Source organism: Citrobacter sp. B72 (genome assembly GCF_016894305.1).
Classification (GTDB): domain Bacteria; phylum Pseudomonadota; class Gammaproteobacteria; order Enterobacterales; family Enterobacteriaceae; genus Citrobacter; species Citrobacter portucalensis.
Genome location: NZ_CP069801.1, coordinates 1693413 through 1716041, shown reverse-complemented (window position 1 = coordinate 1716041; position 22629 = coordinate 1693413). Strand labels below are relative to the sequence as shown.

Genomic DNA, 22629 nt, shown 5'->3' with positions numbered 1-22629 from the left:
ATGACACAACCTCTGTTAGCCATTGAAAATTTATCGGTAGGTTTTCGTCAACAAGAGACCGTGCGCACCGTAGTCAATGCCCTCTCACTACGGGTTGATGCCGGACAAACGCTAGCGCTGGTGGGCGAGTCTGGCTCGGGGAAAAGCGTGACCGCGCTTTCTATCCTACGGTTGTTACCGTCCCCTCCGGTAGTTTACCCTTCCGGGGACATCCGTTTTCATGGTGAATCATTACTTCACGCCAACGAGCAGACGCTTCGCGGCGTACGGGGGAATAAAATCGCCATGATTTTCCAGGAGCCGATGGTGTCACTGAACCCGCTCCACAATCTGGAAAAACAGCTTTATGAAGTGCTGTCGCTGCATAGGGGAATGCGTCGGGAGGCGGCGCGGGCAGAAATCCTGACCTGCCTGGATCGCGTAGGCATCCGTCAGGCAGCCAAACGTCTCGCAGATTACCCGCACCAACTGTCCGGCGGTGAACGCCAGCGCGTGATGATCGCCATGGCGTTGCTAACACGACCGGAGCTGCTTATTGCCGATGAACCGACTACCGCGCTGGACGTTTCCGTCCAGGCACAGATCCTGCAACTGCTGAGGGAACTACAGCGCGAGCTGAACATGGGATTACTGTTCATCACCCACAACCTGAGCATTGTGAAAAAGCTTGCCGATACCGTGGCGGTCATGCAAAACGGCCAGTGCGTTGAGCAAAATAGAGCAGCACAGTTGCTCACTGCGCCAACGCATCCCTACACGAAGAAATTGTTAAACAGCGAACCTTCCGGCGACCCGGTACCTTTACCTGTCGGGCAAGCTCCGTTGCTGGAAGTGGAAAAACTCCGCGTCGCCTTTCCTATCCGCAAAGGTATCCTGAAACACGTGGTGGACCACAACGTCGTCGTTAACGACGTCAGTTTTTCCCTCCGGCCCGGTGAAACGCTGGGGCTGGTGGGAGAGTCAGGCTCAGGAAAAAGCACCACCGGGCTGGCGCTTCTGCGGTTAATCACCTCGCAGGGAAGCATTGTGTTCGATGGGTTGGCACTGCATACCTTAAATCGACGCCAGCTGTTGCCGGTCCGTCACCGTATTCAGGTGGTATTTCAGGATCCCAACTCCTCGCTGAACCCACGCCTGAGCGTGCTACAGATTATCGAGGAGGGGTTGCGCGTTCATCAGCCTACCCTGTCAGCCGAACAACGCGAGGCACAGGTGAAAGCGGTAATGGCGGAAGTGGGATTGGATAGCGAAACGCGACATCGTTATCCTGCGGAGTTTTCTGGCGGACAACGCCAACGCATTGCTATTGCCAGAGCATTGATTCTCAAACCTTCCCTGATCATTCTGGATGAACCAACATCGTCGCTCGACAGGACCGTACAGGCGCAAATCCTGACGTTGTTAAAATCCTTACAGGAAAAGCATCGGCTGGCTTATATTTTTATCAGCCATGATTTGCACGTAGTACGCGCATTATGCCATCAGGTTATTGTGCTACGTCAGGGAGAGGTCGTGGAGCAAGGGCAATGCGAGCACGTCTTTAACGCACCACAGCAGGCCTATACGCGTCAGCTGCTCGCGCTAAGCTGACGCTCAAAAAGGATTGTTGTTTGAAAACGGTTCTGCGATAGCCACGCCGAAGTTTTTCAGTCTGCAGGTCGCGGCAAATTCGTCCTGACGATTCACAAACAGGCACGGCTCTCCTTCACATTCCAGTACGGAACAAGGAACCTCGATATCACTGAGGGCCTGGCTGAGCTTATGCATGACTGACCACGCGCTGTCACCATCAGGACTGAGCAATTTGAGTGCCACCAGGCTGTTCTCATTACTCTGACCGTTTTGCGGAATCGGTTCAACTTTCGAACCTGCGAAACCCACCGACCAACGATAGCTCTGCGGCAGACGATGAACGATTGAGAGTTGTAATGTCATCACTTTCTTTCCCTGGAAGCACAATCACTTCACAATTATTTTACATCAATATTAACACATCATTGACAATACGTCTTTAGACAGTTGGTAAACGTTTACATCCAGTACTTATGCTGCTTACAGAACCCAGTAATTAAATTTATTCAACGGTTCTGGCATATTTCCGGGCTATATGTACTCGTTTCTGCGATCTAACTCAACCTTTTTAACTACAATGATGTGACTTTTTACATAAATTGATTTTACATAAAATAAACATAAGCGGGGGAAATGATAGATTTGCGGTTGATGTACATCAACTCTGGAGACCTTATGGCCCCCAGGTTGTGTAATAGATCACCGTTTTTGAGCGCGACTGGCGTAAAGATAGAAGAGAATTGAGCAGGTAGCGCAAAATGCGATCGACCATATCATTGGCCAGGCCGAGTTAAAGGTCGCCAGAGACAACAGGGCCCCGACAATGGCGCCAATGCCAAAGCGGAATGTCCCAGCCAGCGATGACGCCGTTCCCGCCATATGCGGAAATTCATCCAGAATAACCGCCATGGCGTTTGATGACACCATCGATACACAGCCAACAAACGCCGCAACGCCCACGACCAGAGCCCAGAACCCCAGCCCAAACAGTGCGCTAAAGACCATCCATCCCGCCATCACGAACTGGATCCACAGACCGGTACGGAACATATTCAATGCCCCAACCCGACGCACAAAGCGGCTGTTGATGATAGTCATCACGAACAGGAATACGATGTTCAATGCGAAGTAATAACCGAAATGCTGCGGTGAAACGTGGTTGATCTCAATGTAAACAAAGGGTCCGGCGCTCAGAAACGAGAACATCCCGGCAAAGCTGAACCCACTGGCCAGCATATAGCTCAGCACTCGTTTATGACGAAACAGCGAGGCAAAGTTGCCAATAGTGGTACGCAGGCGAAACGGCTGGCGACGCTCTACAGGCAGGGTCTCTTTGATCAGCGTAAAGATCATCACCGACGCCAGAACAGCCGCCATGGCGAGGATCCAAAAGATATAGTGCCAGCTCAGCCATACCAGCACCCAACCACCCACGATAGGTGCCAGTAATGGCGCTATCGTGGTGACCAACATGACGAATGACATCATGCGCGAGAACTCTTCCTTTGGATAGATATCGCGCATCAGGGCGTTGATTACCACGCTCGCCGCCGCAGCAGCCAGACCGTGGAAGAAACGCATCACGATCAGTTGATCGATAGTTTGCGCCAGGGCGCAGGCCACTGCCGCCGCCGCAAACACCAGCGTTCCGCCCAGAATAACCGGCTTGCGCCCAATGCTGTCAGCCATTGGGCCATAGAGCAACTGCCCCACTGCAAACCCCAGAATATAGGTACTGAGGGTCATCTGCGCGCTACCCGCAGGCACACCAAACTGTTCTGAGATAACAGGTAGCGCCGGAAGATACATATCAATCGACAACGGCATCAGCATGGCTAACAAGCCAAGGATAAAGACTATGGCAATTGACGAGTTCTGCCGGGTGGTCACATTTAGCTCCTGAAATTAACGCGGGGTTAAGTTAACGCTGGCGATTTCTTCTTCGGTCAATGGACGGTATTCACCCGGCTCCAGATCGTCATCAAGCCTGATGTCACCAATTCGTTCACGGTGCAGTTCCACAACGTGGTTACCCACCGCGGCAAACATACGTTTTACTTGATGATAACGCCCTTCGCTGATGGTCAATCGCACCTGAGTTGGCGTAATGACCTCCAGAACAGCCGGTTTGGTCAGGTCTTTCTCATTATGCAACTGTACGCCATGGGCAAACTGCTCGGCGGTATCGTCTGCCACTGGCGACTCCAGCGTCACCAGATAGGTTTTCTCGCAATGGTGACGAGGAGAGGTGATACGATGCGACCACTGTCCGTCATCGGTCATCAGTACCAGTCCGGTGGTGTCGATATCCAGACGCCCTGCCGCATGCAATTTGTAGGCAACCGGTTCATCAAGGAAATAGAGCACCGTCGGATGATCCGGGTCATCCGTTGAGCAAACATAACCCTGAGGCTTATTCAGCATAAAATAGCGCGGGCCATTTTGTTGAACCAGGGAATTACCGTCATATTCGACGTCGTGTTCTGGTAGCAGCTTAAAGGCACTGTTTTTAACGATTTCACCGTCGACGGTAACGCGGTTAGCACGGATCTCACGCCCGGCAATAGCGCGGCTGACGCCGAGTTGCTGAGCGATAAATTTATCAAGTCGCATGAGTGTGATTTTTGCCTGTAAAAATACGAGAAGCGGGTTTACGCCCGAAAAGTGGGACTATTATCCGCCCAGTATAGCGGTGTTACACCATCCCTCAAGGGAAATGATTCATGGCATACTATACATTGTTGCTGTTTATCTTAATGAGCTCATGATTTTTACTCTTCGCCCGTACCAAAAAGAAGCCGTGGACGCCACGCTCAACCATTTTCGCCACCACCGCACCCCAGCGGTTATCGTCCTGCCAACCGGCGCGGGCAAAAGTCTGGTGATTGCTGAACTGGCCCGCGTGGCACGTGGTCGCGTACTGGTACTGGCGCACGTCAAAGAACTGGTCGCACAAAACCATGCCAAATATTGTGCGCTGGGGCTTGAAGCCGATATTTTTGCCGCAGGCCTGAAGCGTAAAGAGAGCCACGGGAAAGTAGTCTTTGGCAGCGTACAGTCGGTAGCGCGTAATCTGGAGGCCTTTCAGGGTGAATTCTCACTGCTGATCGTCGATGAATGCCACCGTATTGGCGATGATGAAGAGAGTCAGTATCAGCAAATCCTCACTCACCTGACTAAAGTAAATCCCCACTTACGCCTGCTCGGGCTTACCGCCACGCCTTTTCGTTTGGGCAAAGGCTGGATTTATCATTTTCATTATCACGGTATGGTGCGCGGCGATGAAAAAGCGCTGTTTCGCGACTGCATTTATGAATTACCGCTGCGCTACATGATTAAACACGGCTACCTGACGCCGCCAGAACGCCTCGACATGCCGGTCGTGCAGTATGACTTTAGTCGCCTGCAGGCGCAGAGTAACGGCCTGTTTAGCGAAGCAGATCTGAATCAGGAGCTGAAAAAGCAGCAGCGAATAACGCCACATATCATCAGCCAGATTATCGTGTTTGCCCAAACCCGCAAAGGGGTGATGATTTTCGCCGCCACCGTTGAGCACGCCAAAGAAATTCAGGGCCTGCTGCCCGCTGACGACGCCGCGCTAATCACTGGAGATACGCCAGGCGCTGAGCGCGACGTGCTGATTGAAGAGTTCAAAGCCCAGCGTTTTCGCTATCTGGTGAATGTATCGGTCCTGACCACCGGCTTCGATGCACCGCACGTCGACCTTATCGCCATTCTGCGCCCAACAGAGTCAGTTAGCCTTTACCAACAAATTGTTGGTCGTGGGTTGCGCCTTGCACCGGGTAAAACCGACTGTCTGATCCTCGATTACGCCGGCAACCCGCACGATCTGTACGCACCGGAAGTGGGTGCTCCGAAAGGGAAAAGCGACAACGTTCCGGTACAGGTGTTCTGTCCTGCCTGCGGATTTGCAAACACCTTCTGGGGCAAAACCACGGCAGACGGCACGCTGATTGAACATTTTGGCCGCCGCTGCCAGGGATGGTTTGAAGATGATGACGGCCATCGCGAACAGTGCGATTTTCGTTTCCGTTTTAAAAACTGCCCACAGTGCAACGCGGAAAATGACATCGCCGCCCGCCGTTGTCGCGAGTGCGACACGGTGCTGGTTGACCCGGATGACATGCTGAAAGCCGCGCTCAGGCTCAAAGATGCGCTGGTCCTGCGCTGTAGCGGTATGGTGTTACAAAACGGGCAGGATGATAAAGGCGAATGGCTGAAAATCACCTATTACGATGAAGACGGCGCTGACGTCAGCGAACGCTTTCGCCTGCACACTCCCGCGCAGCGTACGGCCTTCGAACAACTGTTTATTCGCCCGCACACCCGAACACCCGGTATACCCTTACGCTGGATAACCGCCGCCGATATCCTCAATCAGCAGGCGTTGTTACGGCATCCTGATTTCGTGGTGGCGCGTATGAAAGGTCAGTACTGGCAGGTCCGTGAAAAGGTCTTCGATTATGAAGGTCGCTTTCGTCGGGCACATGAATTACGCGGTTAATCGTACTTTTGATTGATGTACCAGCCGTTTGAGTATAGAATCTCGCCCGCTTTTGCATACGCAAAGCAGATCACTTACCTGTTGCTGGGTCGCCTGTAGCAGGAATTATTAAAGAGAGATTTAAATGTTTACTATCAACGCTGAAGTACGTAAAGAGCAGGGTAAGGGTGCGAGCCGCCGCCTGCGTGCCGCTAACAAGTTCCCGGCAATCATCTACGGTGGCGCAGAAGCCCCGATTGCTATCGAACTGGATCACGATGCAGTTATGAACATGCAAGCTAAAGCTGAATTCTACAGCGAAGTTCTGACCATCGTTGTTGACGGTAAAGAAGTTAAAGTTAAAGCTCAGGCTGTACAGCGTCACCCGTTCAAGCCGAAGCTGTCCCACATCGACTTCGTTCGCGCGTAATCGCAAACAAGTTGAAGAAAAACCCCGCCAAGGCGGGGTTTTTTTATGGGATTTTGTCATCGATACTGATGGTTCTCGTCGACCGGATAAGGCGTTAACGCTCTCACCCGGCACACGGTTTTATTTCCCGCCAGACGTGCGGCGCTGCAGCTGGTCGCGCAGGTTCGGCGGCGTACCTTTGATGGTCAAGGTGTCCGTCGCCGGATCCCAGAAAATACGTTCACCCAGTAACATAGCGTCGAAGTTAATGGTTAACCCACCGCCGCTGCCGGCAAATTTGGTTAACTGACGCAGCGTGCTGCGATCCGCAGGGAAGCTCTCTTCCAGCTCGTAGCCTTTATCAGCGGTAAATTCGCTGAAGCTGACTTCACTGACGCCGGAAAGCTCTTTAGACAGCGACTCCAGTTCGATCTCTTCACCAGCCTGCAGCTGCTCGTTACAGTAGCTGTACACCTGCTGACGCACGTTCTGGCGTTCGGCTTTATCGAGTTGCGCCTCGGCAGTAAAGTCATCGACCGCCTGCAGCAGGCCACGGTTTTGCGCTTTGGCGTTCAGACCTTCGCTGGCACCGAGGAAATCCATAAAGAAATCGGCGACTTTACGCCCGACCCGCCCTTTCAGGAACGTCAGATAGCGCGTGGACTCCGGATTGGTTTCCCACTCGGTTAAATCAATACGCGCCACGATGTCCGCATGATTGATATCCAGATAGTGCGTCGGATTGATATCCAGATTTTCATTGACGCGCATGCTGCTTAAATTGTTCAGCACGGCGACCAGCAGATACTCTACCGCCAGATAGCGGTAATGGCAGAACAGGACAATACCGCCGTCGGCAAAAGGATATTTCGCCAGCTCGTCCCGCAAGCGTCCGGTCGCTGCACGACTAAATGCCAGAAAATCCTCTTCACCCTGACGCTGTAAACGCAGCGTTTGCGCCAGTTCACTCTCTTCGCTAAACAGGCCATAGGCTTTATTCTTGGCGCTATACACCCGATGCAACTCAGCCATCATATCGACAACCGTCGCTGTCGGTTCCAGTAATGAATCGCGCAAGACCAGCTCAAGGTTCTGCTCGTCACGTTTGATAAGCTGGTGCAGGGCAATCTGGTTGATATCCAGACTCATGATAAACTCTCCTTTTAGACCGGGCGGTATTCAACCACCTGCCGGGCAGTGACGCAATAGAAGATAAAAAAGCAGAAAAAAAACTGTCCGTACGGTAATATGTTGCCCTTTCATGAACAGACTGATTTCGATTTATGCCACAAATTTCCCGCTATAGTGACGAACACGTTGAACAACTGCTGAATGAGATGCTCAACGTACTGGAAAAACATAAGGCGCCGACCGACCTTTCCCTGATGGTTCTGGGAAACATGGTGACTAACCTTATCAATACAAGCATCGCACCGGCCCAGCGCCAGGCGATTGCCAACTCTTTTGCCCGCGCATTGCAGTCTTCGGTAAACGACGACCAAGCGCATTAAGAGCCTGCTCCGGGGAAACGAACAACAGTTTATGGTAACTCATCGTCAGCGCTACCGTGAGAAAGTCTCCCAGATGGTTAGCTGGGGGCACTGGTTTGCCTTGTTCAACATTCTGTTGGCCATGGTTCTCGGTAGCCGTTACCTGTTTGTCGCCGACTGGCCGACAACCCTTGCAGGTCGTGTATATTCCTACCTGAGCGTTGTCGGGCATTTTAGCTTTCTGGTGTTTGCCACCTATCTGCTAATCCTGTTTCCCCTGACGTTTATCGTCATGTCCCAGAGGCTGATGCGATTCTTATCAGCTATTCTGGCGACGGCTGGCATGACGCTGTTGTTAATCGACAGCGAAGTTTTCACTCGCTTCCACCTGCACCTCAACCCGATCGTCTGGGAACTGGTCATTAACCCTGACCAGAATGAAGCGGCGCGTGACTGGCAACTGTTGTTTATCAGCGTGCCGGTTATCCTGTTAATAGAAATGTTGTTTGCGACCTGGAGCTGGCAAAAGCTGCGCAGCCTGACGCGTCGTCGCCATTTCGCCAAACCGTTAGCGGCATTCTTCTTCGTTTCTTTTATCGCCTCGCATGTGGTGTATATCTGGGCAGATGCCAATTTCTATCGCCCGATTACCATGCAGCGCGCAAACCTGCCACTCTCTTACCCGATGACGGCGCGTAAGTTTCTGGAAAAACATGGCCTGCTGGATGCGCAAGAGTATCAGCGTCGCCTGATCGAACAAGGCAATCCGGAAGCGGTTTCCGTGCAGTACCCGCTCAGCGAACTGCACTATCGCGATATGGGCACCGGCCAGAACGTTCTGCTGATCACCGTAGACGGCCTGAACTACTCACGCTTTGAAAAACAGATGCCTGCGCTGGCTGAGTTTGCCGGGCAGAATATCTCCTTTACGCGTCACATGAGCTCAGGCAACACCACGGATAACGGGATCTTTGGCCTGTTCTATGGCGTATCACCAAGCTACATGGATGGCATTTTGTCGACCCGAACGCCTGCGGCGCTGATCTCTGCACTGAACCAGCAGGGTTATCAGTTAGGGCTATTCTCCTCGGATGGCTTTACCAGCCCGCTTTATCGTCAGGCGCTACTGTCAGATTTCTCCATGCCGAGCGTGCAAACGCAATCAGACGAACAAACCGCAAGCCAATGGATTAACTGGCTGGGACGCTACGCGCAGGAAGATAATCGCTGGTTCTCCTGGGTCTCCTTTAACGGGACAAACCTTGATGACAGTAACCAGAAGAACTTTGCCAAACGCTACGCCAGCGCCGCTCAGGATGTGGATGCCAATATTAACCGTGTTCTTAGCGCCCTGCGCGACTCGGGTAAACTGGACAACACGGTGGTGATTATTACCGCGGGTCGCGGTGTGCCGCTGACTCAGGAAGAGAACAACTTTGCCTGGTCGCGCGGTCATCTGCAGGTTCCTCTGGTGATCCACTGGCCGGGAACACCTGCCCAGCGTATCAATAGCCTGACCGATCATACAGACCTGATGACGACGCTGATGCAGCGCCTGCTGCATGTCAGCACGCCGGCTAACGAATACTCGCAGGGGCAGGATTTGTTCAATGCTACACGTCGCCATTACTGGGTGACCGCCGCCGACGGCAGCACGATGGCAGTGACTACGCCAGAGATGACGCTGGTGCTGAACAACAACGGAAATTATCAGACCTATGATTTACGTGGCGAGAAAATAAAAGATCAGAAACCGCAGCTCAGCCTGCTGCTACAGGTTCTGACGGATGAGAAACGATTTATTGCTAACTGATTAATTATAAATCAGTTAGTGAGGCATCCTCTTGCATTCGTAGCGGAAAGCAGTAGTATTAGCAGCCATAGCGTCGGCACGTAGCGCAGCCTGGTAGCGCACCGTCATGGGGTGTCGGGGGTCGGAGGTTCAAATCCTCTCGTGCCGACCAAAAATATAAAAAGTGTCAGTTATGAATCATCATAAAGTGGCATTTCCCCAATAAGAACAGCAGGTTATTATGACCTGCTGTTTTTTATTGCTCATATCCAGCCATGTGAGTACATTGAAATTCACCGTTTTAGGCATACAGCAAGGCATAGATTAATCCTTATGGTTTTTCTCTATGCCTACGCATCATAGCTTGCGGAGGAATGACAATGGCCAGACAAACCAGACCGCTTACCGCAACTGAAGTCAAAAATGCCAGGGCCGCTGATAAGGCCACCGTGCTTTATGACGGCAGTGGGCTTGAGTTACAAATCACCTCTTCCGGTTCAAAATTATGGCGTTTTCGCTACTACAAGCCGCACAGTCAGAAACGAGCCATGATGAGTTTTGGCTCTTATCCTGCGGTGACGCTGGCTGACGCTCGCGTCCTGCGGGAAAATGCCAGAAGTCTGCTGGCAAAATATATTGATCCACTCGAAGAACAGCGCGCAAGCCAGGAAAAAACCCGTCGCACCAGAGAGAATACCTTTAAATGTGTCGCCACAAACTGGTATGAACTGAAGAAAGCCGCAGGCCTGAAACCCCATACCCTGCAGGATATCTGGAACTCGTTAAACCGGTATGTGTTTCCCCACATTGGGGAGATTGGCATTGATGAACTCACGGCACAGCAGGTTATTGCTGCACTGGAGCCTTGTCGCGCAGGCGGTAAGCTGGAAACCGTAAAGCGTATGACGCAGCGGATTAACGAAGTGATGGACTATGCCATGAATGCGGGCCTGATTGTGGCTAATCCGGTTGCCCGCGTTGGCCGGGCTTTCCCCCGCCCGGTAGTACGCCACAGACCTTCACTCCCCCCCGAGCAGTTACCGGAACTGATGCGCGCACTGTCTGTCGCCAGTATCCGGTTACAGACGCGCTGTCTGATCGAATGGCAGCTCCTCACCATGTGCCGCCCTGCCGAAGCATCTGGTGCCCGTTGGAGCGAAGTGGATATGAAGTCACGAGAGTGGCGTATTCCGGAAGGTCGCATGAAGATGCAGCGTCAACACATCATTCCGCTCAGCGAACAGGCCATGAGACTGCTTGAAGTCATGAAACCCATCAGCCAGCACGGCGAGTTTATTTTCCCTGCACTCGGACACCCAAAAAAGCCGATGAACAGCCAGACGGCGAATATGGCGTTAAAACGGATGGGGTTTAAAGGATTGCTGGTGGCGCATGGGATGCGAGCGATTGCCTCCACTACGCTGAACGAAGCGGGTTTTCCGCCGGATGTCATTGAGTCGGCGCTGGCGCACATGGATACCAACGAAGTTCGACGAGCTTACAACCGGGCAAATTACCTTGAGCAGCGACGTGAAATGATGGTCTGGTGGGGAAATTATGTGGATCGGGCGGCAACGGGACGATTTGGGCTTTCATGCCTTGATGATAAATAGAAATGCTAAATTCCTGTTTTAGCTGCACCATCTGTACCACCTTTACTTAATTAGCTGTATTTATAGTTGTTATTGGTGGTACAGGTCTGTCAAAGACCTGTCTCATTACACCACCTGCCTGTGCCACAATGCAGGTCTTATTAATCCATCTGGCCGTACACCTGCTCGATATACCTCCCCCGTCCATCACCGTGGCCCAGATCCGTTGATGTCACCGCCAGCGCCTCTTTATGGCTCAGTCCCTGCTCCTCGTAATAGCGGATCGCGTCCTGCGCCCATGCATAGCGAAGAGAGTGTGGGGAGTATTCGCCTGTCAGCCCGGCATCGCGGAGATGGTTGTGCCAGTAGTCCATCGCGGATTTCAGATCCGGCTTGTCAATCAGATGTCCGTTACGCTCCCCGGCAATATTCAGTGCCTCTTTCACCGCCTGACGAACCGCTTCCCGGTCCGTCACCTGCGTCATGCGTGGTCGTCCGCCCTTGGTGCCGAAAATCACGGGCAGACGTTCAGCCCCTTTTTCCAGCTGTTTATCCCAGGTTTTCAGTGACTGGCAGCACTGTACCGCCTCCTGACCACGCAGGCCCATCACCCTTGCCAGTTGCAGGCAGGCCGCGAGACCAGCGTCGGTTTGCTGTATCCGCTCCAGCACCTGCTGGTAAAACGCATCTGGAATAGCCCGATGTGTTCCATCGCGGCAGGCACCGCTGATACCGAGCGATTGGTTGCTGATTAATTCTGACTGGCTGAGTTGTGTACGCCCGGCTTCAGTCAGAATAGAGCGCACCATCGCCATCTCATTCTGTAAGGTACGCGGGGAAATGCCCTGCGCCAGTCGTTCATTGATATAGCCTGTGATGTGCCTGGCCTTAATATGGTCGGTTCGGGTTATCTGGATATTCTGCGCCAGCAAATGATGTGCAAAACGCTGCGCCATCTGTTCGCGGTCATGGACCGTTTTATGGCTGCCACCCGCACGGTGCGCCAGTTTTTTCATATCCTGCGCCAGACGTGACATGTAGACCTCCCCCCGCAGTGACAGGCTTACTCCATTTTTCCGGCGCGTGGTGAATGTACGGCGCAGAAAACTGCGCCATGCTGAACAATACCGGTGCGCCGGAAGGCGAAAGTTGAGGTATGGCGGGGTACGGTGCTGCACGATGTGCAGGCCGCCTGCGTCAGCAGGGATGCCCCCGGATCGTCGTGATCCGCCTCCGGTACTGTTCATTCCTCCTTTTTGTAACGATTGACGCACGTACTGGCCGTCTTCAGCAGGTAAAAATAGAGCGGCGTGCCTGAAATTTCGGGGCTGGCGCAGCGGAGTGAGCCGGCGTCACTTTGTGCATCAGGCGCATCCAAAGTGACGCCCCGGCCAGATACACTGGCGTTTGTCGGGCGAATTCCAGCGTTTTGGGCGCAGGACTAGCAGATTATTGTTGCTGGGATCTGTCACCGTTTTGGCGCAGACATACTTGAAAAACTTCAGGTGCGTGCGATCGTTGCTTTCGGCAACTGCCCTTTTTGCATGTATCGCCTGAGGGCTCTTTTTGCAGTCCCAGGACTGCGTCAGTTGTTGTAAACATAGCATTCTGGGTGCAATGATCAAGCAATAATATTATTTAATCAATTGATAATTAATGGTTTTATCTTTCATGCGATAACATGATGCCTTATGCCCTTTGGGGACTGATACTGTTTTCGCCAGAAGTTCTTGCTAACTATCGCCAGGCTGCTGGCGCAGGCGGCCTTTTGGCCTTTTCGGGCAGGGCCGTTCCCCCTTAATGCCATTCCCTTTGCCTTCAATACAGCTAAGGTGAACTTACCGCTTTGCTCACCTTAACTGGCAGTACTTACTCTTTCAGCCATTATTCCGGCAGCTTTTCACGCCGCATTTCCAGTTCCTCGGCTTCTTTAAACGCTTCGTAGAGCAAATGAAGCTGATCGGCGAGGATCAGGAGAAGGACATAGTTGGGGCCATGCTCATCGATCTCAAGCATGGAATGCGTCAGGATACGGCAGCGGTCCAGGAGATCTCTGGCTGTAGGCTTATCCGGTGTAAGATTCATGATGTTCTCCTTATTGCTGCCAGCAACCACTGCGCATTCTGGCAATATCCAGCAGCAGCGATTTCATGGCATTACTGACGGCACAGAGTTCGTTTATCACCGACTCATCCCGCAGAAGTTTATCCGGCTGCCGCAGCCATTCATCCAGGCGGATCTGTATTACGGTGAGTGACATCGCCACACTGTCCAGCCGACAACGTTCCACGGGGCGGTGATGTCGATGGTCAGCAAGGACGCTGTCCGCGAGCTGGCGCAACGATTCAGTCAGCATAAAAAGACTACCTTCCGTTTCCTGGTACGCGCTGGCGATACGGATCTCGGCTAGCCGGAAAGCAAATCCGTACACCACAGAGGCCAAGAGTTGACGGATATGACGTAACCCGCCGGGAGAATAAAAATCCCCTTCGGTCAATGTGCTGAGGACTTCTGACTGATTGAGGGTATGACTGCTAAGGATTTCGAGGGCAAGACGGAGAGAGGCGTTATCGTGGGGAGAAAGTGGCTTTTCGGGGAAGCGTTCTCGCCAGCTTTTAACCAGCGTTCGAGACATTCCTGATGCAGAGTACCGCAGTGCTGGTGGTTGATATTGAATATCTGAATCAACTCGTCGTTGTCGTCAGAGGGGATGGGAGTATAACAGTAATGCGCAAGGCGAGATTTCAATGAAGCGAGTGAAGAAAACATAATCATGTTCTCCTGGTAGGGAAAATTAACCACCACCAGAGTTTCCACGCTCATTGGTGGCAGCCCAGACAAGGGTGGAAATACCGGCCTACCAGATCCGGCCAGCCCGAAGGCTGCCTCACCTGAGCTGCCATTGAATCACATGCACCAAAAGACCCATGCATGAGGTACGGCAGATCAGGGCGATAACAAGAGTTATCACCAGGTAGGTGTTTTCGGGTTTCCACGCCCGGCAATCCCTTCGGGATTGCGGGCTAACTGTAACGAATTGCCTTTGATGATGCAAGGAAACCTAAAAATCAATCAATATTTGCAAACCTAACTTCAGGAAGAGGATCTAGCTTTGCTTCGTTAATAATTCTATACAATTCCTTATTTTCGCGGTGACTAATGGTCAGAATATCTTTGGCTAGTCTGACGCATGCGGCACGAACGAGTGAAATGCTTATCGATTCTTTACTGGCTGGATTTATATCTGTATAGGTGGCGCTATCAAAGATTACAGGAAGAATATCAACTAGAAACTCTATATCCCTATTAGAAAGGTATTCTGAACAATACATTTCATTCACTGTCCATAATAGCCCATGTAAATAAGCCATCCTATTTGGCTCAATTAAATAGATAAGCCTGACTGTTAAGCGTTCGACAGCAGAAGATTTATTTAATTTCATCCATGTATAGATTGCGTAAGATGTACATACAACTTCATCTATATCTTTGCTCTGAAGAGTTTTCTTATAAATATTTTCTAGACGTTCAGTAAAAGCGTCATTTGCAGCAGAAAAATATGCAAGAGCGACTAAAACTTCAGTAGCGTCGCCATTATCATTATAGAATGAAATAAGCCGCTTAAAATTATCCTCAGTTAATTCTGATAATGGTAAAGATGGAAGTACTGAATACGCCAGAGCATGCCCAATCAACTCAATTCTGCGAATTTCTTCATTTTCTTTTAAACCAAGCATGTCATTGTCATGTTTCTTTGCCTCCCAAGAAATCAATATATTGAAATACCGGATTGCTTGTTCAGGTGATGGAAGTTCATTAACATCTCTTGCCCTTGCGGCATTAATTATATTTGCTAGATGACTTTGATCTAATAACTGCTTGTCATTTGCATTAAATAGAGTTTCTCTGACGAGATTGTTAGAAGATAATACATCTCGAGAAGGAATTTTTAACAATGAATAAAAATACAAACCAGTATTAGGTAGTTTCTGGTAATCTGGATTAGCTCCCCATATCTGATCCGCTATTTTATTTTTTTCGCTCTCGGTGAGAAAATTGTTCTCGATCAATGGAAGAAGTCTGAGAAGTGATGGTGCACTTTGTGATGAACATGGCGAAATACGTTCAATAATTTCATCAATACGACGATCAATAGCTGAATTTTGTTCTCTATTTCCTGGATTTTCAATTATTGGGTTGATCCATTCCTTTGGTCCAACGGTTTCAATTTCTGATGCCAGAGGGAACATTAATGCTTCTAACAAGATTTCTGAATGCTCTGATTTAGGTATACTTTCAAGAGAAAATTCAATTAAATGCTTGAGTGCATCAAATAACCAAAAATGATGCAATTCATTTATCCTACCTAGTGATAAAGCTAAGCGAAATATTTTTTTGGCCTGCTCAGGAGTCGCTCGTACAGATACTCTCGCTAATACTTCAATGAAAACCCTCAACTTGGTTATAACATGATGATTACCCTTATTTTTCCCTGCTTTACACTTTTCAATCCAATATTCCACTGCTTGTGAACATTGATTTAAAAGATGCTCTACATCGCTTTGCGGAAGACATGCGATTTTAATCCTCGAGAAATTATTTATTAGTGAATCTGAAGTATCACTGTTTGCAGATCGTATTGCCAGAGAGAATCGATGAATATTATTATCCGTTTCAATTTCCGATAACATGGCAGCATGTTGAACTAAAAAACCTCTGAAGTCCCAACACACAGGAATTCCAGCATCTCTTGAAATTCCTTCTAGAATAAAAAGCGGATGCAATATGTTACCAAAAGTTATTGTATTCGAGTTGTCCTTATAATAACCAGGTTCAAATGATGGTTTAATCGCCATTTTATTTTGTTGTGTTGTTAGTTCATCTGTGATGCGTTTTCTTATGTACTCAAGATGATCCCAAGGATTACATTTTTGTATCTGAGTATTAATGGATATAATTTTAAATTCTTTTTCTGATGACCAATATTTAACACCTTCCATTAACCATTGACCCCATGCTAAACGAGAAAGTATATAAATGGAATTTCTGTCATTGCGATATTGTATAAGGAGTTCTTTATATGCCTCGGTGATTAATCTTTCCCCACCTTCGAATTCTCCCAACTCAGCAAGCAATGAAGCTTTTTTTATTTTCCAATCAGGGTTGCATTCTGTTATTTTTTTTATATTTTCTTCTATAATGTGAAAATCAAAGTTGTCTCGTGATACTATAGCTTGATGATACGCCAACTCATTGGCAAGTTCTGGCCAATACTTAATACCTTTTTCTAATATTTTAGTTGTTTCTTCAATAATTGGTTTAGAATCAGTTGGGTTAAGCCAACGAGTGTTTTTTAAAAGCAATAGTGCAATTTCAAGTTGTTGTTTCTTGCTTAGGCCACAAGGAGTATTTAGATCACATACAGTTAATAATTCATGGATTAACCAACTCGGTGGTAAATCATAAGTTTTTTCGTAACGCCAAGATATTTCGTATAATAAGCATGCTCGGCTTTCTGCTGTCATATGTTGTAAGTGTTCTTTTTTTGGTGATGGGATATTAAACTGATTTTGCAATTCCCATCGTATAGGATCAGGGCAGATTAACCAACCAGGATAGGAATCTCTATCACTTCTTAGTACAGGGAGTTGACCCTCAAGCAATTTGGCAGCATATGAAGAATCATTATATATTTTATTTCTTTCATCTTCATTAAACCCAACTCGTTGGGAACGTGAGGGTTCCCATTCCCAAACTTGATTCGGCTTCATATCGTGTAAAAATTCGAGAAATAACCTCGTTGCCTGTTTATGCTTTAAGTCGATATCATCATAATCGGCTACGAGATCATCTAGATCGATTGGTGCTACGTTAATGGATTCCAGATATTTGCGTTTCGCTGCGTTTAGTTTTAATGCACCTACAAGATAAATACGGCGGGAATGTGTTGCTAAATTATCTCTAACCCATCCGGCCCATTGAAGGAAATTAGGATCATCACCGGAGAACCCCAACAGGCACAGTTCATTTTCAATGAAAACCTGTCGTGCAAAATTTACATATGCGGCATATGATTGAGGATATTTTCGGTAGTCCTCCTGTGTGAATATTAGTTCTTTTGTTATATCTATAGTTCCATGTAATTTGACTATCCGAGGTGTTTTTGCATTAGAAAGATCTTCCGGTTTAGAGACGATAGAGTAAACTGGACTATGTACTTCTGCAGAGGTTCTTTCGAGCAAAGAGTCCCAATTTGTTGTTAATATTTCAGACCATGGTAATTCCATAAGAGAGTAATGTAACTCGCCAGGAGTCCATGCGGAATCGTTTACCTCTTTCTTTATAAGGTCATGGAGAGCTCGTTTACCAAAATAAGCATTATACTCTTCCGCTAAACGGAGAGGATCGTTGCTTCCTGATGCTAATTCTTTTGAAAGAATTTTTGCAAAATCATTCCAAAGTGGAAGCTTTCTGCTGTTATCACCTGTTGATGCACAACTCCGACTAAAGCCAGCACCGACTATAATCGCGGCACCATGATATGCGTTATCTTGCTGCCATAATGCTGATGCAAGTTTTTTTAAAGCAGGATAATCGGGAAGAGATGAAAATTTTGTATTCATTGAATTCACCAAAATAAAATTAGAGAAGAATCAGATTTCAAGCAAATTTTGTCATTTTTATGGTATATAATAAAAGGTTCAGAATAAAAACAATTACTTATTCTCCAAAATTGCTCCATTGCCTGATTCCTTATAAACGGTTCATTGATTAGTTTCACATACTGAAATGATACCAAATTCATTAATCATTGGTACTATCCCTTAAATAATATTTACGACCATCCATAATACTCTTCAGAATAGCCTGAGTTCTTTTAGAGTAATGTTCAATATATAATTTTTCAACTTCGGCTCTAAGTATTTTAATATTTATAAAATCAGAAAAATCATTATCCTTAATTTGGACGTATGGTCCGTTAGTGGAATCCCTACCAGATTCTCCAATTAATTCTGAAATTCTGATAACTCCTTCTGAAGTACCAAATAAATTGGAGATAAATGCGGAAGCTTTATCCTTAGAAGATGCCTTTAAAGCATAAAATATATGTGGCTCGAGGTTGTTATTCAAAAAACGTTTATTTGATAATGCACTAATTGCCACATCTTGGAAAATTAATTCTATTTCGTTTAACTGAGAAGTGTTTAACCAAAAATTATCATTATTTTGTTCTTTATACTGAGATCTTATATCCCTTAGTATATCACCGCTAAACGGAGTGTTTTCCTCTCGTTCTACTATTCTCTTAATTATCTCATATTTCGCTTTACTTTTTGATATGACTTCAAACACAAGCCAATTTATCTTTGTATACATATCAGTTGAGAAGAACTCCAAATTACTTAGCAATGATTTTTTTAGTTTTTCAGATGCTAAAAATGCATCAAAAATGTCAGTTAAAACTTCATAACTTTTATCTTTGCAAAGGTCAGCATAAATATGCATCATTTCAAAAAATCGATCTTCTGCATCATTGGAAAGAACATTATCAAGAAAATCTTTACGATCAATTAAACCAGAAATAAATTCCTGAATTTGTTGATCAGATAAATATTCAATTGGAGTATTATAATGTAATGCAATATATAATCGCTGAGGAGATGATACTCGGCCATTAGCATCTGCATTAGATGCACTACGATATGGTGAATTTCCTGATTTAATCAACGGAAATATTTCGCCAAGGAGATTATGAAGTATCTCCTTTTTATCCCCTCCATGGGATGAAATTAACTCATTTCTAATATCATTAAAGGATGCAACTACGTCCGCTGTTTTATTGAGCATGACATTATTTTTTGATAAATGACACCCAATATATGCTTCAGGATTATTTTTGATATGATTATATATTGATTCAGATTTTGTTGCTAAAAGCGATAAGGAAAAAAGATCAGAAAAGCAGACTTGCCCCTCTATTTGTAACAGAACAAATCTCAAATGGTTAAATAATCTTTTGAGATCTCTTGGATTTTTTATTAGTTTTGTGAAATATTTATAATAAATCCAACTAAGCCTTTCTTGATCACCTTCAAATTGATCGGTTAAATTCTTATTACTTAAACGTTCTAACTCTACATTAACAAGTTCATTCATTCCTCTTTCAGATATTAATGGAAGAGGAACTCTTAATTGGATGATCTTATTAAGATACTCAGTTGAATTTACTATGTTATTTTTGTTTAAAACAGATGCAAGATAGTTTGCATCAAAAGCCAGAAGAAAAGACGTGCCAGAGAAATCTGCAACAGCTTTAACTAATCGTAATACCTGAAATGTTTCTGCAGGTGTCAATCTGTCAATATCATCAATAATAACTACAACGGGTGTTTTTATTTTTTCGAGCGCAACCGAAACTTTCTTTTTTTGAGCCATCAAATCTAATTTATCAAGATCTGATATTTCTTTGTTTATATCACCAAAACCAGAAAATACTTTCTCTATAATACTAGCCCATGGTTCCATGCCAGGGATCAATTTCGCGACACTGAAAAGTTTTGAGTAAATAATTAATTCTTGTGCTGCTTTACGAGCATTTTCAGAGTGATTGCTTATCCTCAAGCGTGAAGATAATTGTATTAAAAAATCTTGGATTAATGAGTCTGAATTACCTGCTAACCAAGGGTTGTATTCTACTATTATAGGCAATTGTTCTTTTTCATTTAATGCTCCTTTAACCAAGTTAATTACAGATGTCTTTCCATATCCCCACTCACCCTCTAAAGATATAGTTAAGCAACTATCGTCATGATCCAGAAGTAAAGCATTCGCCAAATGGTTGGCAAAATCTAATCTATTTAATAAATCAGGATCATTGGAACCACCCCTAATAGGTTGATCATTATGATATTTTCCCATTCCCCCTCCCAAATTTTCAGTACTACTTACAGATATTAATGAAAATGTACTGTCTCTAATCTTGAACAATATACACTCATTTTGATGGCTTATCAGTAGGTTACCTTATGATAGCTGTTCATAAATGTTACACTGGATACCGAGTGTTAATATTGATGAATCGTGTTGAGGATTTGGAATTAATATCTTTCTTAAATGTTTTTACGTGTTTGGTATGATCCTGATTTGATAGGATTGATGGTTATAAAGTAAACGGTATGAAAGTGGAAGAGAATTCACTCCGGCGTCACTCAACCAAAGAGTACGTTCGTCGCTTCCCCCAAAATTGCTGCAAACCTCTGACGCAGCACATCCCCCTCCGGTAGTTCATAATATTTCCCTATCCCCCTACCTGAGCGCCCCTGTACCGGGACGCCTAATCGTTGCATCAGCTTGCCACTCATTGCCCTAGCGGCAGCGGGAGACAGAGAAAGATGATGCGTTGTACACCAGAGCAAAAACCTCTCCACCAGTTCGGTAGCCGTCAGGCGTGCCATGCCACTGAATGGCCGCGTGGTTTCAAGCTCAGCCAGCATAAACTGATGTACTAGCGGCAGGCTGGCGATCTTCTCTTCTCTCAGAGCTTGAGTCACAGGAGCACGGCGGGGATCGAAGCCTGTCAGGTCCAGATGTTGTAGCCAGTGAAGCAAGTGGGCTGCGCCGTTTTCGTCCAGCCAGCGATACAGCCGATCAAAATAATCTTTGTCCGTGATGCGGCGAGCGTCTGGTTCCAGCACCAGAAAACGACGTTCATACAGCCCTGCCCGGATGACCTGCTCGTGATTACTGGCAAAGATCATCCGCGCGTAGTTAGGGACAGGCTCCGGCTCCATCCCTTTACGTTCCAGGTGAAAGACCGGCTCACTGATGATAGCTTTCAGCCTGTCCGCACATCCGGCTTCCGTCATTTCGGCTTCGTCGACAAATACCAGCAGCTTGTTTGCCAGCGTACTGTTAAAGCGCCCGGTCAGGTGCCTGATACCGTTGATCTGCGCAGCATACGGGCCGAGTATTTGCAGCAGAGGACGCACCAGGGTGTTTTTTCCGGTGCCTTCCACCGATTTCATCACGATAGCTACGGAGGGTTTTTCCTCTGGGCGCTGGATAAGGTGAGCCATCCATTGCAGAAGATAATCAGACACCACCTTATCTCCGGCGCAGATCACCTGTTCTACATGATAAAGGAAGGGCGATATATCACCCGGCAACGGCTCTGTAATGAACCCCGTAAACAGGTTACAGATATCCGGTGGACAGAGCGCTGGCTGCGGGTAAAAGCCAATGCCACCTGTTTTACTGTTATGTCCCGGCCATTGCAGCCACGCATTGCCTGTTGGTTTTCCGGCAATTGGTTTGTCGGCCAGAAAGTTATTGCGAAATGCGCGTAGCGTCTGGAAAGTGTGCGTTCGCCCGGTGACGGCATGAGGCTTCACGCTGACCACGTAATGCTCGCCGGAAAGCAGTACATGGGTATATTCGTTATTAAGCGCTTCAAGGCGCTGGAGATCGGCTTCCGCTAACGGCGTACCATCGCTTAACGCTTGCTGAGAGGCCAACAGTTCGGCGGCGTCACTTTTCAGGCGGGCAAGCTGAGATGTCCAGTCTTCCAGCAAATTGCCCTTCAAATCATACAGCACGGCGTATTGCACATTTGCCAGCGCCAGCTTATGGGCAATCTGCGTCAGGGGCAGTTGTGCGATGCGCCCGGCCTGGTGAATCCGTACCCGATAACGGTTTTCGTCGATGATGTCCAGTTCGCTGAGATGTTCTAACTGGTCCAGGTCGAGCACTATTGGCGGGACAGGATCGTCCGCTTCCGGGTCCTGCATGTAGCGCTTCGCCGCATTCCAGGCTTCATCTCCGGCGAAGATGATGGCCTCCGTATATTTATCTTCCGGGAGCTTTTTTACATTTGGTGCGCGTTTCATGATGCTTTTCTACTCACGATAGCGCTCATCCCTGAGCGGCGGTTAACCTGTTTTTGACCGTTCCTGCCAGCGACGAACTTCGGCGGCATCAAATACCACCAGGCGTGATGAAAGGCGGACTGGTTGCGGGAAACCGGGATCTTTCACCCGGCGGTGAACCGTGGATTCGCTCATTGCCAGGAACAGCGCTACCTGACGGATGCGCACGTTGCCGGAGAGCGGAAAATCCAGGGAAGTGAGTGGTTGTGATGTGATCATGATCGCTCCTGTACTGGGGTGAGGTGGCAAGGTTGATACTATTCAGCAGGTTACAGGGCGTCTACAGGTCAGAAAAAATACAGTGAAAGGTGTGGCCGTCCAGTGAAAGAATCCCCTGTCCGGTGA

At 47.7% G+C, this 22629-nt stretch carries 17 protein-coding genes and 1 tRNA gene; 7 read left to right on the top strand and 11 right to left on the bottom strand.

The features are described from left to right. A complete protein-coding gene (gene yejF / locus JQN59_RS08060; RefSeq protein WP_149607651.1) occupies positions 1-1590 on the top strand; it encodes a microcin C ABC transporter ATP-binding protein YejF in 1590 nt (529 codons plus the stop codon). Positions 1591-1593: 3 nt separating this feature from the next. Here yejF and JQN59_RS08055 read toward each other — a convergent pair whose 3' ends face one another. The 3 genes from JQN59_RS08055 to rsuA all read right to left on the bottom strand — a co-directional run bounded on the left by JQN59_RS08055 (position 1594) and on the right by rsuA (position 4185). Then, positions 1594-1938: a YejG family protein gene (locus JQN59_RS08055; protein ID WP_085951589.1), complete on the bottom strand. Its 345-nt coding sequence runs from the start codon at positions 1936-1938 to the stop codon at positions 1594-1596. A gap of 333 nt (positions 1939-2271) precedes the next feature. Beyond that, positions 2272-3462, bottom strand: coding sequence for a Bcr/CflA family multidrug efflux MFS transporter (locus JQN59_RS08050; protein WP_003834584.1), 1191 nt, complete (start codon positions 3460-3462; stop codon positions 2272-2274). A 15-nt stretch (positions 3463-3477) separates the two neighbouring features. Continuing rightward, positions 3478-4185, bottom strand: coding sequence for a 16S rRNA pseudouridine(516) synthase RsuA (rsuA, locus tag JQN59_RS08045; RefSeq protein WP_008785291.1), 708 nt, complete (start codon positions 4183-4185; stop codon positions 3478-3480). 151 nt (positions 4186-4336) lie between these two features. Between rsuA and JQN59_RS08040 the strand changes: the two genes are divergently transcribed. Both JQN59_RS08040 and rplY read left to right on the top strand, forming a co-directional pair. Next, positions 4337-6097 (top strand): DEAD/DEAH box helicase, encoded by a 1761-nt coding sequence (locus JQN59_RS08040; RefSeq protein ID WP_149607652.1) that lies wholly within the window; start codon positions 4337-4339, stop codon positions 6095-6097. A gap of 124 nt (positions 6098-6221) precedes the next feature. Continuing rightward, on the top strand, positions 6222-6506 hold the full coding sequence (gene rplY, locus JQN59_RS08035) for a 50S ribosomal protein L25 (protein ID WP_003027502.1): 285 nt from the start codon (positions 6222-6224) through the stop codon (positions 6504-6506). A gap of 120 nt (positions 6507-6626) precedes the next feature. Here the strand turns inward: rplY and yejK are convergent, their stop codons facing one another. Next, on the bottom strand, positions 6627-7634 hold the full coding sequence (gene yejK, locus JQN59_RS08030; RefSeq protein ID WP_003027504.1) for a nucleoid-associated protein YejK: 1008 nt from the start codon (positions 7632-7634) through the stop codon (positions 6627-6629). 134 nt (positions 7635-7768) lie between these two features. Here yejK and JQN59_RS08025 point away from each other — a divergent pair, with 134 nt between their 5' ends. From JQN59_RS08025 to JQN59_RS08010, 4 genes are all read left to right on the top strand, one after another. Further along, complete coding sequence (locus JQN59_RS08025; RefSeq protein WP_003027506.1) at positions 7769-7996, top strand: YejL family protein; 228 nt, start codon at positions 7769-7771, stop codon at positions 7994-7996. A 31-nt stretch (positions 7997-8027) separates the two neighbouring features. After that, positions 8028-9788 (top strand): LPS biosynthesis-modulating metalloenzyme YejM, encoded by a 1761-nt coding sequence (yejM, locus tag JQN59_RS08020; protein WP_003834595.1) that lies wholly within the window; start codon positions 8028-8030, stop codon positions 9786-9788. 74 nt (positions 9789-9862) lie between these two features. Beyond that, positions 9863-9939 (top strand) — tRNA-Pro (locus JQN59_RS08015). Between the two features lie 208 nt (positions 9940-10147). Then, complete coding sequence (locus JQN59_RS08010; RefSeq protein ID WP_188110098.1) at positions 10148-11380, top strand: integrase domain-containing protein; 1233 nt, start codon at positions 10148-10150, stop codon at positions 11378-11380. 140 nt (positions 11381-11520) lie between these two features. Here the strand turns inward: JQN59_RS08010 and JQN59_RS08005 are convergent, their stop codons facing one another. The 7 genes from JQN59_RS08005 to JQN59_RS07975 all read right to left on the bottom strand — a co-directional run bounded on the left by JQN59_RS08005 (position 11521) and on the right by JQN59_RS07975 (position 22503). Next, a complete protein-coding gene (locus tag JQN59_RS08005; RefSeq protein WP_149607654.1) occupies positions 11521-12396 on the bottom strand; it encodes an integrase domain-containing protein in 876 nt (291 codons plus the stop codon). Positions 12397-13243: 847 nt separating this feature from the next. Beyond that, positions 13244-13444 (bottom strand): hypothetical protein, encoded by a 201-nt coding sequence (locus JQN59_RS08000; protein ID WP_004900171.1) that lies wholly within the window; start codon positions 13442-13444, stop codon positions 13244-13246. A gap of 10 nt (positions 13445-13454) precedes the next feature. Further along, positions 13455-13994: a hypothetical protein gene (locus JQN59_RS07995; protein ID WP_239484217.1), complete on the bottom strand. Its 540-nt coding sequence runs from the start codon at positions 13992-13994 to the stop codon at positions 13455-13457. A gap of 433 nt (positions 13995-14427) precedes the next feature. Further along, on the bottom strand, positions 14428-17982 hold the full coding sequence (locus JQN59_RS07990) for an SIR2 family protein (protein WP_149607655.1): 3555 nt from the start codon (positions 17980-17982) through the stop codon (positions 14428-14430). 181 nt (positions 17983-18163) lie between these two features. After that, the gene (locus tag JQN59_RS07985) at positions 18164-20278 is read right to left on the bottom strand and encodes a KAP family P-loop NTPase fold protein (RefSeq protein ID WP_149607691.1); all 2115 of its coding nucleotides are present in this window, start codon (positions 20276-20278) and stop codon (positions 18164-18166) included. A gap of 290 nt (positions 20279-20568) precedes the next feature. Then, the gene (locus tag JQN59_RS07980; RefSeq protein WP_149607656.1) at positions 20569-22245 is read right to left on the bottom strand and encodes a DUF5906 domain-containing protein; all 1677 of its coding nucleotides are present in this window, start codon (positions 22243-22245) and stop codon (positions 20569-20571) included. 42 nt (positions 22246-22287) lie between these two features. Further along, the gene (locus tag JQN59_RS07975; RefSeq protein WP_149607657.1) at positions 22288-22503 is read right to left on the bottom strand and encodes a helix-turn-helix transcriptional regulator; all 216 of its coding nucleotides are present in this window, start codon (positions 22501-22503) and stop codon (positions 22288-22290) included. Between the last annotated feature and the right edge of the window lie 126 nt (positions 22504-22629).